We start from the raw sequence: 16,764 nt of genomic DNA, 5'->3' as shown, positions 1-16,764 counted from the left end.
CTCCGCGTCCCAAATTCTCTATATTAATATTCAGTCGTTACGATTGGTGTGCCAACCGTAATCGTATGATTTTCGTTCATTTCCGAACTTCTGATGGCAATTTGAACATTCATTTTATCATTTGAAGTCATAATGAACTGTTCCCACTTATCTGTGTAAGCGGAAAGCGACACAAAATTAGACTCAACGAGATACTCAACTGGTTTTGCTTGAAATTCATTTGCTAACGTTTCAGCTTTTTTTTGCAAAACAACATCCATCATACCATTTACATGACCATCGAGACAAGTAAAAATTACAAATTTCTCTTGTAATATGCTTTTTGCATGACGTACGAACTGATCATATGTATGCTCCCAGGTATTCAGTGGGCGAGCACCTTTTTGCTCATATAATAAATACGACTTTTGATTGGATTTTGTGTCGGTCTTCACGAGTAAAATTTTCGATAAAGTATCATTTTTTTCATCTTTGTAAATTCCTGTGACTTTGGTGACATGTTTCTCTTCTTTTTCGGTCCACTCATACTGTCGTAGTTCGTCTTTCAAACGTTGCACTTTTTTTGAAAATTGTTCGGATGAAATGTCTACATTTGTTTTGGCGTGAAGGGTCCATCCATCTACTTCAATTTGCTGGTTTTTCAGACCTTCTGCTATTTGGGCGAGCGGAGAAGATTCTTCCGCACGAACACCTTGAATCATCAGAACAAAAAAAAGAATAAACGCAAATAATGGCCAACCTTTTACATACTTTCTCACTTGTCATTCCCCCTTGCTACAAGTGTTGCCGCAAGGAGGTCTATGCATACGTGGAAAAGTCATCAAAGGCCGTACTTTTGACGCTTCTTTTTACGTTCCCGCATAAGGTAGTGACCAAACCTTTTATGTTAGAACATATAAGGAATTTGTCTAGAGAAATTTAAGTAATCAAGGAAGAAATTGCTGACTGCAGATGCGATGGCAATGGTAATGAGCATCATCAGCAATCTTGCCTGAACGATTTTCCCTTTTTTAATCAGTGGATCAATATTTACGGCAAGCAATGCCCACCATGTTACCGCAATAAAAAACAGGTGGATCACAATACTCACGATGGCTTGTTGTCCTACGTCTTCCATACAGTTGAATCCTCCTTTTATTTATTTCTGTAAAGGAAAACTCCCTTTCATTATATCCTCGAAAATCGGAAAGATGAATCATTTGGAAAAAAGAGCTATATTTAGAGTAAATCCCCTCTTATCCTGGTGCCAGGGAGATGATATACTGCGTGTGGAAGGAGCTGAACACATTGAAAGATTCTTTTCCTGACTTTGTTGATTTGTACGGAGAACTGGTTCCCTCATTTGATCATGAATGGGAGGCCATTGCTTTCTACTTTGATTATAGACAGACACAGCTAGAAGAATTAGCGCAATTGTGTCATTTTCATAACATTTCTTTGGATTATTCTGAGGAAAGCCTGTATCAGTTAGAATCACTATACTTTGATGCATTTACCAAGCAGCTGTTTGCTGAGTGGAAAATGCCAATAGATGCATTAGAAGCGATGATGAGTGTGTATATGGGAGAGGTTGTCCTCCGTCATCATTCAGATGCTGACTGGGTCGTGCGGCCTTATATGGACTCTCCGCATCAATATACGCTTGGTTTGCGCCGGCACAATAAAACGTGGCATAGTACGCAGTTTTGCGAGCACTTATATCTTGAAAAACAGGATTCTCACCCGTATGTGTCGATGTACCAATCTCTCATGTCATTCTAAAAAATCCTTCTTATCATTGTGATAAGAAGGATTTTCTGTTTTATTTCCCTGCTACATTTAAACGGTTTAACGCCCGTTTTAATGCGAGTTCCGCCCGGCGTACATCACTTTCATTCGGGTGGTTCAAATGCTCTTCAGCACGCTGTTTCGCTGATTTAGCACGATCGACATCAACTTTATCTGATGTTTCAGCGGCCTGAGCAAGAATGGTTACTTGTTCAGGGCGAACTTCAACAAATCCGCCACTTACTGCAACCAATTCAGTTGATCCACTATGTTTTAAGCGAACTGCACCGATTTTTAGCGGAGCAACCATTGGAACGTGGCCAGCTAAAATACCAAGCTCACCGCTTTCTGCTCTGACACTGACCATTTCCACATCCGCTTCATACACTGGGCCGTCGGGAGTAACGATATTGACTTGAACGGTCTTCATGCTTTTACCCTCCTAAGGACCAGATTAGGCCTCTACACCCATCTCTTTGGCTTTTTCAACCACTTCTTCAATGCGTCCAACTAAGCGGAATGCATCTTCTGGAAGGTGATCGTATTTACCAGATAAGATTTCCTTGAAGCCTTTAACAGTTTCTTTCAATGGCACGTAAGAACCTTTTTGGCCAGTGAACTGCTCTGCTACGTGGAAGTTTTGAGATAGGAAGAATTGAACACGACGCGCTCTGTGTACCACAAGCTTATCGTCCTCAGATAATTCATCCATACCTAAAATGGCAATGATATCTTGTAGTTCTTTATAACGCTGCAATGTTTGCTGCACTTCACGCGCAATGGCATAATGCTCTTCGCCAACGATCTCAGGTGCAAGTGCACGAGATGTTGAAGCAAGAGGATCAACCGCTGGGTAAATACCCATTTCAGTCAGCTTACGCTCAAGGTTTGTCGTTGCATCAAGGTGAGCGAACGTTGTTGCTGGAGCTGGATCCGTATAGTCATCCGCAGGTACATAGATCGCTTGAATCGATGTAACCGATCCTACGTTTGTAGACGTGATACGCTCTTGCAGCTGACCCATTTCTGTTGCAAGTGTCGGCTGATAACCTACCGCTGAAGGCATACGTCCAAGAAGGGCTGATACTTCAGAACCTGCTTGGGTAAAACGATAGATGTTATCGATGAAGAACAATACGTCTTGACCTAGTTCATCACGGAAATGCTCTGCCATTGTCAAACCAGTTAGGGCAACACGCATACGTGCACCTGGCGGCTCGTTCATTTGGCCGAAGACCATGGCTGTTTTTTCGATAACGCCAGAATCTTTCATTTCGTAGTAAAGGTCGTTTCCTTCACGTGTACGCTCTCCAACACCAGCGAATACAGAAATACCGCCGTGTTCTTGTGCGATGTTGTTGATCAATTCTTGAATCAGAACGGTTTTACCTACACCGGCCCCACCGAATAGACCGATCTTTCCACCCTTGATGTAAGGAGCAAGAAGGTCAACAACTTTAATACCCGTTTCAAGAATTTCAACTTCTGTAGAAAGTTGATCAAAAGAAGGCGCTTGTCTGTGGATTGGATCTCTTTGGGCTTCCACACCAAGTGGCTCATCTAAGTCAATGTTATCTCCCAGTACGTTGAATACACGTCCAAGTGTTACGTTACCAACTGGTACTGAAATTGGTTTTCCAAGGTCTACAGCTTCCATACCGCGCTTCACACCGTCTGTTGATGCCATTGCGATGGTTCTGACTGTATTATCACCTAAATGTAGTGCTACTTCTAAAGTTAAGTCGATAGTAACTTCACTTTCGCTTTCCGCTTTATGCGAAACTCTGATCGCATTATAAATCTCAGGCAAGTGACCGTCTTCAAAATGAACGTCTACGACTGGTCCCATGATCTGACTGATGCGTCCTGTTTTCATTGCATTCCCTCCTGACAATTATTTCTATTCTAAGGCAGCTGCTCCGCCGACAATTTCTGTAATCTCTTGTGTAATCGCTGCTTGACGAGCACGGTTATAAGAGAGTGTCAGGTTGTCGATCAATTCTTTTGCGTTGTCTGTTGCACTCTTCATTGCTGTCATCCTTGCAGCATGTTCACTTGCTTTGCTGTCAAGAAGCGCACCGAAAATCAAACTCTCTGCATATTGAGGAAGGAGAACTTCAAGAATTTCTTCTTCAGAAGGCTCAAACTCATAAGATGCGGAACGTTTATTTGGTGTCGCTGCGGCCGAAAGGTCCGTTAGCGGCAATAATTTCTTCTCTGTTACTTCTTGTGAAATGGCACTGACAAAGTGGTTGTAGAACATGTAAAGTTCGTCAAACGCTTCATCAGAGAACATTTGAACTGTACTGCTTGCTAATTCTTTAATATCAGCAAACGCTACTTCGTCTCCAAGCCCTGTTACTTCAGAAATAACTGGAATACCGCGCTTTTTGAAGAAGTCGCGTCCGATTTTACCAATCACAATCACCGCATATTCATCAGCGGATTGATGACGAGATTGAATGGTTTGGTAAGCGGCACGCAAAATCGAGCTGTTAAAAGGTCCTGCAAGCCCCCGATCAGATGTAATGACGAGATACCCTGTTTTCTTGACAGGTCTTGAAAGAAGCATTGGGTGCTTAGCACTTGTTCCAGTTGCGATTGCAGCAACCACTTCCTGGATTTTCTCCATGTAAGGAACAAAAGACTTCGCATTGTTTTCAGCACGATTCAGTTTCGCAGCTGATACCATTTGCATCGCTTTTGTGATCTGACTCGATTTTTTCGTTGACGTGATCCTTGACTTTATATCGCGTAATGAGGCCAAAGATTTCACCACCTTTTTTCAGGAATCCGTGTTCATTTACGTGAAAAGAGAGAAAAAGAGAATCTTTTTCTCTCGGAAAGATTACTAATTAGTTGCTTGGTGCAAACGTACGTTTAAAGCCTTCGATTGCTGTATTCCACTCTTCATCAGCAGGCATGTTTCCTGTTTGAGAGATGGTGTCAAACAAGTCTTTATGGTTTTCTTCAATGTACATGAATAACTCAGCTTCAAAACGTTTGACATCAGCAATCGCGACATCGTCTAAGTATCCTCTTGTAAGTGCATAAAGAATCGCTACTTGTTTTTCAACTTTAAGCGGTTTGTTCAAGTCTTGTTTTAAGACTTCAACTGTTCTAGCACCACGGTTTAATTTTGCTTGAGTCGCTTGGTCTAGATCAGATCCAAACTGAGCGAATGCTTCAAGCTCACGATAAGAAGCAAGATCCAGACGAAGTGTACCTGCTACCTTTTTCATCGCTTTGATTTGTGCAGAACCACCTACACGAGATACAGACAATCCTGCGTTTACTGCTGGACGTACGCCTGAGAAGAAGAGATCAGATTGTAAGAAAATCTGTCCATCTGTGATTGAAATAACGTTTGTTGGGATATATGCAGAGATATCGCCAGCTTGCGTTTCTACGAAAGGCAATGCTGTGATAGAACCGCCACCCTTTTCGTCACTAAGCTTCGCTGCACGCTCTAATAAACGAGAGTGAAGATAGAAAACATCACCAGGGAATGCCTCACGACCTGGAGGACGACGAAGCAATAATGAAAGCTCACGGTAAGCTGCCGCTTGTTTAGAAAGGTCATCATATACAACAAGTACGTGCTTGCCGTTATACATGAATTCCTCACCCATCGTTACACCTGCATAAGGAGCAAGGTAAAGAAGCGGGGCTGGCTGTGATGCAGAAGCTGTGACTACGATTGTGTAATCAAGCGCACCATGCTTACGAAGTGTTTCAACAACACCACGAACCGTTGATTCCTTTTGTCCGATCGCTACATAAATACAGATCATGTCTTGATCTTTTTGGTTTAGGATCGTATCAATTGCAACAGATGTTTTACCTGTTTGACGGTCACCAATGATCAATTCACGCTGTCCGCGTCCGATTGGAATCAAGGCATCAATTGCTTTAATCCCTGTTTGAAGCGGCTCATGTACAGATTTACGGTCCATAACGCCTGGTGCTTCACTTTCGATTGGACGAGTTTTGCTCGTTAAGATTGGACCTAGTCCATCAACAGGCTGACCAAGTGGGTTCACAATACGTCCGATTAATTCTTCACCTACTGGAACCTCCATGATACGACCTGTACGTTTTACATCGTCACCTTCACGGATATCTTTGTAAGGTCCTAAAATCACGATACCTACGTTAGACTCCTCAAGGTTTTGAGCCATACCCATTACACCGTTAGAGAACTCAACCAGCTCTCCTGCCATAATGTTGTCAAGGCCATGTACACGCGCGATACCGTCCCCTACTTGAATGACTGTACCGACATCTTTTACTTCAATTTCAGATTGATAGTTTTGGATTTGCTGCTTTATCAGCGCGCTAATCTCTTCAGCTTTGATACTCACTAAGGTTTCACCCCTTCTAACGATTTTCGCCTGCAAGCTGACGTTCAATGCGGGAAAGCTTTCCGCTGACACTGCCGTCATAAATGCGGTTTCCGATACGGATTTTCACTCCGCCTATTAGATCCTTGTCAATCACATTTTCAACACGCAGTGATGTGACTCCGGCTTTTTTGGCAAATACTTCAGATAAAGATTGAATTTCAGCGCCGCTCAGCGGTTTCACTGAATACACGACCGCATCGTCTATTTGTTTCGTGCGGTTTGCAAGTTTCACAAACTCAGACGTCATTTCAGAGAAAATATTCGTGCGTCCGCGGTCAATCAATAAATACATGGTGTGCAATACATGTGTCGAAACACCTTTGAAAGCTTCTGCAATCAAATGTTTCTTTTTGTCTGCCGTAATCTTTGGATGAACAAGAAAGTCATTCAATTCTTGGTCAGCCTTTAGAACTTTTTTGATCTCATTCAGCTCTTTTTCAGTTTCGTCTACTGCCGAAGAAGCAAGAACGATGTCAAAAAGAGCAGAAGCGTAACGCTTAGAGACAATAGTCACGCTCATCGGCTTTCGCCTGCCTCTTTAAGATACTCTTGAATCAATTTCTCTTGTGCTTGCTCATCAAGTTCTCTTTCAATCACTTTAGATGCAATGAGTACAGATAGTGATGCAACCTGCTCACGCAGTGCAGCCACAGCTTGTTCTTTTTCTTTCACGATTTCAGTTCTAGCAGACTCTTTCAAGCGCTCTGACTCTTGACGTGCTGCTTGAATGATCTCTTCTTTTTGTTTCTCACCAATCTTTTTCGCATTTTCGATGAGTGTATGTGATTCTTCGCGTGCTTCTTTCAATAAGACACGTTGTTCTTCAAGAAGCTTTTCAGCTTGAACGTGCTTTTGTTCAGCACTTGAAATTTCATTTCCTATATAATCTTCACGCTGCTTCATAATACCTAATAAAGGTTTAAGCGCAAATTTCTTTAAAAGTGCAAGCAGGATGAGCATAGCGATAAGCTGGAATAACATATCCCCGGCGTTGAAACTTAAGCCACCTGCTCCTAAAACCACTGGTAACTGAGACATTTAGTACGGCAACTCCCTTCTTTAAATAATATGTTAAGAAACAAAACATAAAGGAATGGCGAAGTTTCGAACTAATCTGATCTTCGCCATTAAAATTCATATTAGAACGCTTCTCACATATTAACCAAAGAATGCCAAGAATGCGATAACGACAGCGATAATTGGAAGTGCCTCAACTAAAGCGACCCCGATGAACATAAGTGTTCTTAGTTCTCTACCAGCTTCTGGCTGACGAGCGATTCCTTCAACTGTTTTAGATACGATTAGACCGTTACCAATACCTGCTCCTAGTGCTCCCAAACCGATTGCAATTGCTGCTGCTATTAAATTCATTAAAAAGCTCCTCCTTTAAAATAACGTCCTTTTTGGACTCTCAATTTTTTAGTGTTCATCGCTGACTTTATGGGAAATGTACACCATTGTCAGCATGGTGAAGATAAATGCTTGGATTGTTCCGACAAACAAACTGAATGCCTGCCATACAATCATCGGCACGATGGCACCTAATGTACCAACGATACCAAGTGCAATGTTTTGCGTGTAGAAATTGGTCGCAAGTCCTGCAAGCAAACCAAGAAGAATCTCTCCAGCAAAAATGTTTCCATAAAGACGCAAACCAAGTGTTAGCGTGTTTGCAAATTCTTCAATAAGTTTCAATGGTACTAAAAGCGGAATTGGTCTGAAGTAGTCTTTCGTATATTCCTTGACTCCTTTTGCCTTGACACCGTAGTAATGTGTCAATCCCATGACCATAATCGCTAGTGTCATTGTGATTGCAGGGTCTGCTGTTGGTGATTTCCACCACAAGTTGTGATCGACCGTAATCGAGAATGGCAGTCCAAGCATGTTTGAAACAAATATGTACATGAGTAATGTAACGCCAAGCGCTAGAAATGGGGCTCCTGTTTTCATGTCCATCGAACTACCTATGATATTTCGAACAAAATCAACAATCCATTCCATGAAGTTCTGCGCCTTTGTCGGACGAATAGACAGAACACGAGTAGTCAGCACCGCTATGAGAAGAACGATGATACTAGCAATCGTAATCATGAGAACATTGGATAAGTTGAACGTTAACCCTAAAAATTCTGTCGTTTTTGAACTGTGACCCAAAGAGTATTCACCTCTCTTCCATAGTAGAACGTTTAAGTTGAATGAAGGAATCTATCATAATGACAGGATATATTGTCATTAATCCTATAACAACACCTGCCAGATGAACTTCATTAGGGTAACGCCAAGCAATCGCTACTGCGAGAATTGCGTTGGCCCACCTGGCTGTACTTCCCATTGAACGAATGGATTTTCCTTTTTTAACCGCTCGATCAAAAGCGTGCATTCTCCGTATAAGTAGGAATAAATTAAAGAAAGCAAAAATTGTGCCGATAATGAAACCAAGAAACAGTGGTTTAAAACCAGGCATGGCATAGCCAAACACAAAAATTGCCAATAGATAGAACATATATTTACTCTGTCTGCGGAAAATCGCGTTTGGATCGTTCATTCATCTGACTCCCGATGAAAAATATTGTAAAAAAGGTGATAATTGGTGATGAAAACTGCGTAGAAGACGCTTATGATAAGCAGTCCTGTTCGAAAAAAATCAATCACCCATCGGTCTAATTGCACAATCAGACTTGAAATCTAAAGATCTATGGGATGTTGCTTCATTCGCTGATACAAACCCTGATAATTAAAGGGTTCACAATGAGGATTAGTAGAGTGCTATAGGCTATGAAAACCTTACCATAATACCCTCGTTTAGCATACAATAGCGTCTATGATGTGTCAATCCGTTGAAAGTTAAAAAACTTTTCTATAGTGATAGAGCACACAAAATGTTCACAATTTCATCAAACTTTAGGAGACACGTGACATTCATTGAAAAAAACAGCTAATGTTCAGTATACATTGATTTTTCTAAGAACGATATCAACCGTTTGTCATATATTTCAAAAAGCCCACATGCACGTTTGCATGTGGGCTTTTATTAAAACATGTTATTTCGTTCCATACATACGGTCACCAGCATCACCAAGACCTGGGATAATGTAGCCTTTTTCGTTCAATTTCTCATCTAATGCTGCAATGTAGATATCAACATCAGGATGATGCTTTTGCATTTCTTCTACACCTTCAGGGGCAGCAATCAGACACATGAAGCGAATGTTTTTCGCCCCGCGTTTTTTCAAGCTGTTCAATGCTTCGACTGCTGAACCGCCAGTTGCAAGCATTGGATCTACTACGATAAATTCACGCTCTTCCACATCAGATGGAAGCTTCACATAATATTCAACAGGCTTTAATGTTTTCGGATCACGGTATAAACCGACATGTCCCACTTTAGCAGCTGGAATGAGTTTCAAAATCCCGTCCACCATTCCAAGACCTGCTCTTAAAATTGGCACAACACCGAGTTTCTTCCCTGAGATCACGTTTGATTTGGCTACTTGTACAGGTGTTTCTACATCTACCTCTTCAAGCGGTAAGTCTCTTGTGATTTCAAATGCCATTAATGTTGCGACTTCATCCACTAGCTCTCTAAATTCTTTTGTTCCTGTATGAACGTCACGAATATATGTAAGTTTGTGCTGAATAAGCGGGTGATCAAATACATAAACCTTTGCCATTGCTTGCTACAACTCCTTTTCTGTCATCTTCCGGTGAACTTTGCACACTTCCTACAATTCTACATAAAAAGACGTCATCTTTCAATATGATTCGCAAATCCTACAAAAAAAACCCACATGCCAATAATAGGCAAATGGGTCTGCTTTTTAATAATCTAATTCGTTATATAGAGGGAAGCGGGCAGTTAGATCAGATACACGCTTTTTCGCTTCTTCTAATTTCGCTTCATCTTCATGATGTTTTAGAGCAAGCGCAATAATGGAACCGACTTCTTTCATCGCCTCTTGATCGAAACCACGGCTTGTCACTGCTGCTGTACCAACACGTACACCACTTGTGACAAAAGGTTTTTCTGGATCATAAGGAATCGCATTTTTGTTCACTGTAATACCGATTTCATCAAGAACATTTTCTGCAATTTTTCCTGTGATGCCAAGAGAACGCAAGTCGATGAGAACAAGATGGTTATCCGTTCCACCAGATACAAGCTGAATATTTTCAGATAACAGGGTTTCAGCTAGCTGCTTTGCATTATCAATGACGTTTTGTGCATATGTTTTGAAATCTCCGTTCAATACTTCACCGAAAGAAACAGCTTTTGCAGAGATGACATGCATCAGTGGTCCACCTTGAATACCAGGGAAGATCGATTTGTCGATCTTTTTACCAAACTCTTCACGGCATAGGATCATTCCGCCGCGAGGTCCACGCAATGTTTTGTGAGTTGTCGTTGTCACAAAATCTGCATATGGAACTGGATTTGGATGAAGACCTACTGCAACAAGACCCGCAATGTGAGCCATGTCGACCATAAAGTAAGCACCGACTTCATCCGCAATCTCACGGAACTTTTTGAAATCAATTTGACGTGGGTATGCACTTGCACCCGCTACAATTAGCTTTGGCTTATGTTCACGTGCTTTTTCAAGTACATCTTGGTAGTCGATATGCTGCGTTTCTTTATCGACACCATATTCTACAAAGTTGTACTGTACACCACTAAAGTTGACAGGGCTTCCGTGCGTTAAATGCCCGCCATGTGATAAGTTCATACCTAGCACTGTATCGCCATGCTCAAGAATGGTAAAGTATACGGCCATATTCGCTTGAGCACCTGAGTGAGGCTGTACGTTCACATACTCAGCACCAAAAATTTCTTTTGCGCGGTCACGTGCGATATCTTCTACAACGTCTACATGTTCACAGCCGCCATAGTAGCGTTTACCAGGGTAGCCCTCTGCATATTTGTTTGTTAATACAGAGCCCTGCGCTTCCATGACTGCTTCGCTTACAAAGTTTTCTGATGCAATTAATTCAATTTTGTCCTGCTGGCGTTTCCGCTCTAGTTGAATTGCCTTGAATACTTGTGCGTCTTGCTCAGGTAAATGTTTCATCAGCGAAATCCTCTCCAATCTATTTCCATTCGATGTTTTCACCATCTCATTGTACACGGTTTTTGAGTGAAATGTAAAAGTTTTTTTGGGAAATCGACTTCTTTTTTTGCGAAAAACCGAATATTCAAGCGGTGAAGCGTCTTCATCATTCAACATTATATTAGAAATATATCTAAGCTATGATCTTGTATAAACCGCTCGTTCTCCGCCAATCAGCTTCGGACGCGTTTTCGCAAACGTCACATGTGCATGTCCTAATTGATGACGACTGAGGCGAACAGGTACAGCGACTCTCTTTAGATGCATCCCAATCAATGTATCACCGATATCGATTCCAGCATGCGCCTCGATGGATTCAACTAACACAGGATGTTCCATGTGCTGATACGCATGAGCCGCCATCGAACCACCCGCCTTTCGGACAGGTACTGCCGCTACAATCTCTAGGTTAAGCCGGAAAGCCACTTCTTCTTCCACAACAAGAGCACGATTCAGATGCTCACAGCACTGGAAAGCGAGCTCAATGCCAGTCTCTCGTCTTAGCTGATCCAATTCTTGATAGATAGACGCAGCAATTTGCTCACTTCCTGCTGTACCAATATGCTCGCCAGCCACTTCCGATGTACTGCAGCCGATGACTAAAATTTGTCCAGCACGCAGTTCGACCATTTGATGAAACTCTTTTAACATTTCAAGCCAATCTTGACCAATGTTCATGTTAAGCGCTCCTTATAGGTGCTTTTCTTCGTAATCAGCGATTTTACCAATCCGCACAGCATGTCGTCCTGCCGTAAATTCTGTTGTCAGCCAAATGTGCGCAATCTCACGTGCTAATCCAGGTCCAATAACTCGCTCTCCCATCGCAAGGACGTTTGTATCATTATGTTCTCTAGTCGCTTTCGCACTAAATGTATCATGCGCCAGCGCACAGCGAATTCCTTTCACTTTGTTTGCTGAGATGCTCATACCGATGCCTGTCCCGCAAATTAAAATGCCGCGGTCGACTTCTCCGTTTGCCACCATATTAGCTACAGGAAAAGCATAATCTGGGTAGTCTACAGAACCTGATCCACATTCACAACCCATATCAATGTATTCAATCTTCAATTCATCCATCAGTTGTTTGATTTCTTCACGAATATTCGTTCCGCCGTGATCGGATGCAATGGCTACTTTCATCGGGCAATTCCTCCTAAGGGTGAGTTGATCTGTCATGCCTTACATTTATTCTTTATTTATAGTTATATTTTAACCTCTGCCTAGTCATTTGCAAACAAAAGCAGAAAAACCGTTGACGCAACGGTTTTACAGGTTGTCCATTATGAGGATGTCTGATCTTTTTTCAATCTCTCAGCCAGTTGAAAGAGCAATGCTTCAAGTTCATCACGTGTTTCCTGATAAACAGACAGACTTCCTCCAAACGGATCGGATACATCGCCTTCTGTTCCTGTCGCAAATTCCTTTAGAGTGAAGATCTTGTCTTTTGCATGCGCATATTGCTCCACAATCAACTGTTTATGCTGCATGGTCATGGTGAAGACGTAATCTGCTTCTCGCAGAAGATCCTCTGTCAGTTTTGATGAAGAATGGTTCAGTGGAATGCTTTTCTCAAATAATGCTTCGACCGCTTGAGGAGAAGCCTTCCCAGCATCTAAGGCAAAAATGCCCGCTGATTTAACAGTGACCTCTAAACCTTTATCATGTGCAATTGAAGCAAAAAGGGCTTGAGCCATAGGACTTCTGCATGTATTTCCCGTACAAACAAATAAGATTTTCATCTTTCGCCCTCCTTTTCTTCTATTATATAGCATTTCATTCTACATGTTATGTAAGGAGATTGACTAGAGCGGAAATAATAATTTGATACCAAAGGCTAGTAAAATGATTCCGCCAAGCGCCCCGCTATATGATCCAACCCATGATCGAACCTGTTTACCGAGTAATAATCCAAGCCATGTGAGGATCATACTAAAAAAACCAAACAATAAAATGGTCATCCACACGTGAGAACCGTAAATTCCGAGACTTAAACCAACGGAAAAACTGTCTAAGCTGACACTTGTTGCAAAAAGAACGAGACCAGCCCCAACAGGTGCGATAAATGGTTTATCCTCTTTGCGAATAGACGCAACGATCATTTGCAGCCCGAGCACCAAAAGCAGCGCCCCGCCGATATAGGTGGCAAGGAGACCGAGCCAGCCTGATAGGAGCTGACCTGTCAGCATACCAAAAAGCGGCATAAACATATGAAATATCCCAATGACAAGTCCAATATAAATGATCTGGCGGAACCTCAGCTGAACCATCCCCATGCCAAGTCCAACCGAAAAAGCATCCATTCCCAGTGCAAAAGCCATGATGCTGAGCGTCAGCAATTCGCCAGCTAGTTCGTACATGTAAATCCCCCTTGGACACGCATTCTCCTTTAACCTATGTTTGTCCAAGAAGGGTTAGAACTATTTGAACGAAGAGAGGGTACGCCCTCCTGCCGCTTTTTGCAGACGGTTCATGATCGCTGAACCCACTCCCTGCTCTGAAAAGGCTTCTGAAATAATGACATCTACATCTGTCTCATCAAATTGTCTCAGTACACGATATAAGTTTGCCGCAATCGTTTCAGGTTTCCCTCTCCATCCACAGCTGAAAACAACATCTGCCGCAAACAACGATTTCTTTTCTTCTGTTGTCAGCACGCCCACTTTTAGACCTTCTGCCTGGTATGTTTGAATGTGATGCTGCATCTCTTCATCACTTCCAGAAAAAAGATACATTTGAGCTTCAGGTGCATAGTGTGTGTATTTCATTCCTGGCGATACAGGCGCTTCGTCCTTTTTTGTCAGCCCCGGGTCGACACTGACCGCTCCAACTACCTCTTCTAAAGCTTCTTTTGTAATCCCGCCAGGCCTTAAGATCACTGGAAACTCGTCGACACAGGATACAACCGTTGACTCAACGCCAATTCCAGTTGAACCGCCATCGACAATTCCAGCGATTCTTCCATCGAGATCACTCGCTACATGGTCAGCTTGTGTCGGTGAAGGTTTTCCTGAACGGTTGGCACTTGGTGCGGCAATCGGCAGACCAGCTGCTCGGATGAGCTCAAGCGCAATCGGATGGTCAGGCATTCTCACACCGACCGTGGATAAACCTGCTGTGACCTGCTTTGATAAAGCACCCGGCTTACATGGAAGAACAATGGTTAAAGCGCCCGGCCAAAAGGCTTCCATCAGCGCCTTTGCTTTTTCACTTTCTATTTGCGCAAATTCGTGAAGCTGCTGAACCTCCGCAATGTGGACAATCAATGGATTATCACTTGGACGCCCTTTCGCTTCATATATTTTCATGACAGCTTCTGTCTCTTTCGCATTTGCCCCTAGTCCGTAAACAGTCTCTGTCGGAAAAGCGACCACTTCGTTTTGCTGCAATAACACAGCTGCCTGTTCAATTTGTGGATAGTATGTGGATAAACTCTTTTCTAAATCCACAGACCACCTTTTTGTATTTAACATCATACAAACTCCTTTTAAAAAAGATAAAACTGTTGATATATCTCAATTATCCTTTTGAAAGTATAAAAGATGATGATCAATAAAACAAGCGTTGTCCACAATTTGTGGATAACGCTTGTTTAACAGTGGATAAGTATGTGTATAAGTCCAGTATGTTGTGATTAACTTCCTTTTTTATGAAGAACCACAGCTTGTTCTTTCGCCAATATCTCTTTTGCATGTGCAGATACCCACATGCTTTCTGGAATGTCCTCTAATGGCGTGAAGCCCATCAATGCCAAAAAGTCATGTGAGGAGGAGTGGTTTGCGACGACATAAAAAGTATCCACGCCTATTTTTCCTCCGATCGTTTGAACACTTTGGAACAAAGACACGATGTGTCCCTGACCTAGTTTATCTGATATGACAAGGGACCGCAGCAAGCCCTCTTGTTCACTAAGCTGTTCAAGACCTAAACACCCCGCCAGCTGACCGTCCGCATCTTCCATGACAACAAATGTCGTACGCTCTGCAAGCGTGACGCCGCCTTTCGCTTGTCCCTTTTCAAGAAAAGCATTGATCGCTGGGGCATCTTCTTCTGTGGCTATTCTTAATTGATAATACATGCTTTCACCTCTTTTTGATCTCTTACTTCAACTCTATGAGGCAAAAACAGATTTATACCTTTTTTAGGAGAAAAGACTAGAGACCCATTCGAATAAAAAGAATTTCACTTCACCGGTCTCTTCTTTCTCTTCTTTCACCACTTCATTAACAGACTCATCTGTTTGCTGCGCTGTCACTTGGTTATCCTCATCCCCCTCTGGCGATGCGATGGCTTCTCCATTTGAAAAATCGATAAAGCAGAGCGGCGGGAATAACACACACCACCAATTGGCTCCATCCCCTTCTCCAAGTGTAATTAAAATGGCTTCATATTCCCCTGCAGGATAGACGAAATTCCCATATAGCTTTGTTGGAAATGAGGCTTTTTGAAAGCTGACTGAGACGGATTGATCAATGTGCTGTTCCTTCAATTTCGCTTTGGCAATACGATTGATTTCTGGCAGCTTGGTCCGAATTACACGTCTTGCTTCTTCAATGGACGTGAGGTCTTTAACCCACTCTGTCATATTGGCATTGACCTCGTCACGAATGCTTCTTTTCACATCCTGATCCGCTGAACGATCGCTATTTGCTAAAATGCGTAAACGGATCGCTTCGTCTGGTATTACAACAGGCTGATTTGCAGAAGCAGCCGCTGTCTCCTCCCTTCCAAGGTTTGCAAAAGCACCGCATAATAATAGAAACATATAAAGACAAATCATCATTTTACTTTTAAACATGATGTGTTCCCCCCACTTTTTCTCTTCGCTACAAACATTGTGTCCAGGAAACCCATCTCATAAACAGACAAAATGATTTTTTTAATAGATTATAAGTCAAATCAAAAAAGCCGTCCCATTAAGAACGGCTTTGGAGTGAGGATTGGTAATCGGAAGGGTACAGTCTCCCATCCCAATCTCGGCTGATTTTTAACCCTGATTCTGTTTTGATGACAGTCATTGCTCCTTTTTTCTTGATTTCTTTTTTAACCTTTCCTTTTTGATCAATAAATTGAATCATCATTTCATAGTCAAATTCAATTCTGTCATCGCTTTCATCTGAAGGCGTAAACGTAATTTTCTTCAGCTTAATTTGACAATCTTGATCCTTTGCTGCTTCTAACACGCTCGGGAACATGCTGTCTTGTGTATATTCTTGATATTCATGCTCAGTTAAATAAAACTTCAGCTTCTCCTTCATGTCAGTTAGGTCATCTGTTCGATTCACTGTGTATTGTGCTTTTTTATAGCTTTCTCCAAATGCTGCTGCTTCTTTTTTAAAGCTCGGTTTACCACAAGCACTCACAATCAATAGTACACTGACGATGACCAACACCATCGCATACCTTCTGTTCACACCATTCGCTCCTTCAAAACAAATTTATGTAAAAAAATCATGATCAGAATGTTCATTCTTCTATATATACGTTTC

22 protein-coding genes are annotated in these 16,764 nt (G+C 42.1%); 1 reads left to right on the top strand and 21 read right to left on the bottom strand.

Annotated features, from left to right (window positions below; translation table 11 throughout):
• Window positions 1-23: 23 nt before the first annotated feature.
• Complete coding sequence (locus C6Y07_RS09455) at window positions 24-758, bottom strand: YwmB family TATA-box binding protein (protein ID WP_034660279.1); 735 nt, start codon at window positions 756-758, stop codon at window positions 24-26.
• 128 nt (window positions 759-886) lie between these two features.
• Window positions 887-1,117, bottom strand: a complete 231-nt coding sequence (locus tag C6Y07_RS09450) for a DUF1146 family protein (protein ID WP_034660280.1) — start codon at window positions 1,115-1,117, stop codon at window positions 887-889.
• Window positions 1,118-1,254: 137 nt separating this feature from the next.
• Here C6Y07_RS09450 and C6Y07_RS09445 point away from each other — a divergent pair, with 137 nt between their 5' ends.
• On the top strand, window positions 1,255-1,761 hold the full coding sequence (locus tag C6Y07_RS09445; protein WP_374955720.1) for a hypothetical protein: 507 nt from the start codon (window positions 1,255-1,257) through the stop codon (window positions 1,759-1,761).
• A 40-nt stretch (window positions 1,762-1,801) separates the two neighbouring features.
• Here C6Y07_RS09445 and C6Y07_RS09440 read toward each other — a convergent pair whose 3' ends face one another.
• The 19 genes from C6Y07_RS09440 to C6Y07_RS09350 form a co-directional block, all read right to left on the bottom strand.
• Entirely contained in the window at window positions 1,802-2,197 is a 396-nt protein-coding gene (locus C6Y07_RS09440) for a F0F1 ATP synthase subunit epsilon (RefSeq protein WP_034660282.1), read from the bottom strand.
• A 24-nt stretch (window positions 2,198-2,221) separates the two neighbouring features.
• A complete protein-coding gene (atpD, locus tag C6Y07_RS09435; protein WP_034660283.1) occupies window positions 2,222-3,643 on the bottom strand; it encodes a F0F1 ATP synthase subunit beta in 1,422 nt (473 codons plus the stop codon).
• A 24-nt stretch (window positions 3,644-3,667) separates the two neighbouring features.
• Window positions 3,668-4,534 (bottom strand): F0F1 ATP synthase subunit gamma, encoded by an 867-nt coding sequence (locus C6Y07_RS09430; RefSeq protein ID WP_034660284.1) that lies wholly within the window; start codon window positions 4,532-4,534, stop codon window positions 3,668-3,670.
• Window positions 4,535-4,622: 88 nt separating this feature from the next.
• A complete protein-coding gene (gene atpA, locus C6Y07_RS09425) occupies window positions 4,623-6,131 on the bottom strand; it encodes a F0F1 ATP synthase subunit alpha (protein ID WP_034660286.1) in 1,509 nt (502 codons plus the stop codon).
• A gap of 16 nt (window positions 6,132-6,147) precedes the next feature.
• Window positions 6,148-6,693: a F0F1 ATP synthase subunit delta gene (locus tag C6Y07_RS09420; RefSeq protein WP_034660287.1), complete on the bottom strand. Its 546-nt coding sequence runs from the start codon at window positions 6,691-6,693 to the stop codon at window positions 6,148-6,150.
• The gene (atpF, locus tag C6Y07_RS09415; protein WP_034660288.1) at window positions 6,690-7,211 is read right to left on the bottom strand and encodes a F0F1 ATP synthase subunit B; all 522 of its coding nucleotides are present in this window, start codon (window positions 7,209-7,211) and stop codon (window positions 6,690-6,692) included. Before atpF ends, C6Y07_RS09420 begins: the two co-directional genes overlap by 4 nt.
• Window positions 7,212-7,331: 120 nt before the next feature.
• Window positions 7,332-7,544, bottom strand: a complete 213-nt coding sequence (atpE, locus tag C6Y07_RS09410) for a F0F1 ATP synthase subunit C (RefSeq protein ID WP_003214968.1) — start codon at window positions 7,542-7,544, stop codon at window positions 7,332-7,334.
• Between the two features lie 48 nt (window positions 7,545-7,592).
• Window positions 7,593-8,327, bottom strand: a complete 735-nt coding sequence (gene atpB, locus C6Y07_RS09405) for a F0F1 ATP synthase subunit A (protein ID WP_003215198.1) — start codon at window positions 8,325-8,327, stop codon at window positions 7,593-7,595.
• A 7-nt stretch (window positions 8,328-8,334) separates the two neighbouring features.
• Complete coding sequence (locus C6Y07_RS09400; RefSeq protein WP_024423731.1) at window positions 8,335-8,718, bottom strand: ATP synthase subunit I; 384 nt, start codon at window positions 8,716-8,718, stop codon at window positions 8,335-8,337.
• Window positions 8,719-9,214: 496 nt separating this feature from the next.
• Window positions 9,215-9,844 carry a uracil phosphoribosyltransferase gene (gene upp / locus C6Y07_RS09395; protein ID WP_003214553.1) on the bottom strand — a complete coding sequence of 210 codons (630 nt, stop codon included), beginning with the start codon at window positions 9,842-9,844 and terminating at the stop codon, window positions 9,215-9,217.
• 147 nt (window positions 9,845-9,991) lie between these two features.
• On the bottom strand, window positions 9,992-11,239 hold the full coding sequence (gene glyA, locus C6Y07_RS09390) for a serine hydroxymethyltransferase (RefSeq protein ID WP_034660289.1): 1,248 nt from the start codon (window positions 11,237-11,239) through the stop codon (window positions 9,992-9,994).
• A gap of 177 nt (window positions 11,240-11,416) precedes the next feature.
• On the bottom strand, window positions 11,417-11,956 hold the full coding sequence (locus C6Y07_RS09385; RefSeq protein WP_058013477.1) for a TIGR01440 family protein: 540 nt from the start codon (window positions 11,954-11,956) through the stop codon (window positions 11,417-11,419).
• A 12-nt stretch (window positions 11,957-11,968) separates the two neighbouring features.
• Window positions 11,969-12,418: a ribose 5-phosphate isomerase B gene (gene rpiB, locus C6Y07_RS09380; protein ID WP_003214714.1), complete on the bottom strand. Its 450-nt coding sequence runs from the start codon at window positions 12,416-12,418 to the stop codon at window positions 11,969-11,971.
• A 140-nt stretch (window positions 12,419-12,558) separates the two neighbouring features.
• Window positions 12,559-13,017 (bottom strand): low molecular weight protein arginine phosphatase, encoded by a 459-nt coding sequence (locus tag C6Y07_RS09375; RefSeq protein WP_060597488.1) that lies wholly within the window; start codon window positions 13,015-13,017, stop codon window positions 12,559-12,561.
• Between the two features lie 63 nt (window positions 13,018-13,080).
• Window positions 13,081-13,635, bottom strand: coding sequence for a manganese efflux pump MntP (locus C6Y07_RS09370; RefSeq protein ID WP_034660292.1), 555 nt, complete (start codon window positions 13,633-13,635; stop codon window positions 13,081-13,083).
• 60 nt (window positions 13,636-13,695) lie between these two features.
• Window positions 13,696-14,748 carry an L-threonylcarbamoyladenylate synthase gene (locus C6Y07_RS09365; protein WP_081311467.1) on the bottom strand — a complete coding sequence of 351 codons (1,053 nt, stop codon included), beginning with the start codon at window positions 14,746-14,748 and terminating at the stop codon, window positions 13,696-13,698.
• A gap of 161 nt (window positions 14,749-14,909) precedes the next feature.
• Entirely contained in the window at window positions 14,910-15,353 is a 444-nt protein-coding gene (locus C6Y07_RS09360; RefSeq protein WP_106061452.1) for a GNAT family N-acetyltransferase, read from the bottom strand.
• Between the two features lie 63 nt (window positions 15,354-15,416).
• Window positions 15,417-16,073: a stage II sporulation protein R gene (spoIIR, locus tag C6Y07_RS09355; RefSeq protein WP_034660295.1), complete on the bottom strand. Its 657-nt coding sequence runs from the start codon at window positions 16,071-16,073 to the stop codon at window positions 15,417-15,419.
• Between the two features lie 118 nt (window positions 16,074-16,191).
• On the bottom strand, window positions 16,192-16,671 hold the full coding sequence (locus C6Y07_RS09350) for a hypothetical protein (RefSeq protein WP_034660296.1): 480 nt from the start codon (window positions 16,669-16,671) through the stop codon (window positions 16,192-16,194).
• Between the last annotated feature and the right edge of the window lie 93 nt (window positions 16,672-16,764).

Origin of the sequence: Bacillus sp. LNXM12-1, from assembly GCF_003004375.1 — a bacterium.
In the GTDB taxonomy this organism is placed as follows: Bacteria; Bacillota; Bacilli; order Bacillales; family Bacillaceae; genus Bacillus.
The sequence above is the reverse complement of the archived record's forward strand: the minus strand, read 5'-3'. Positions and strand labels throughout refer to the sequence as shown.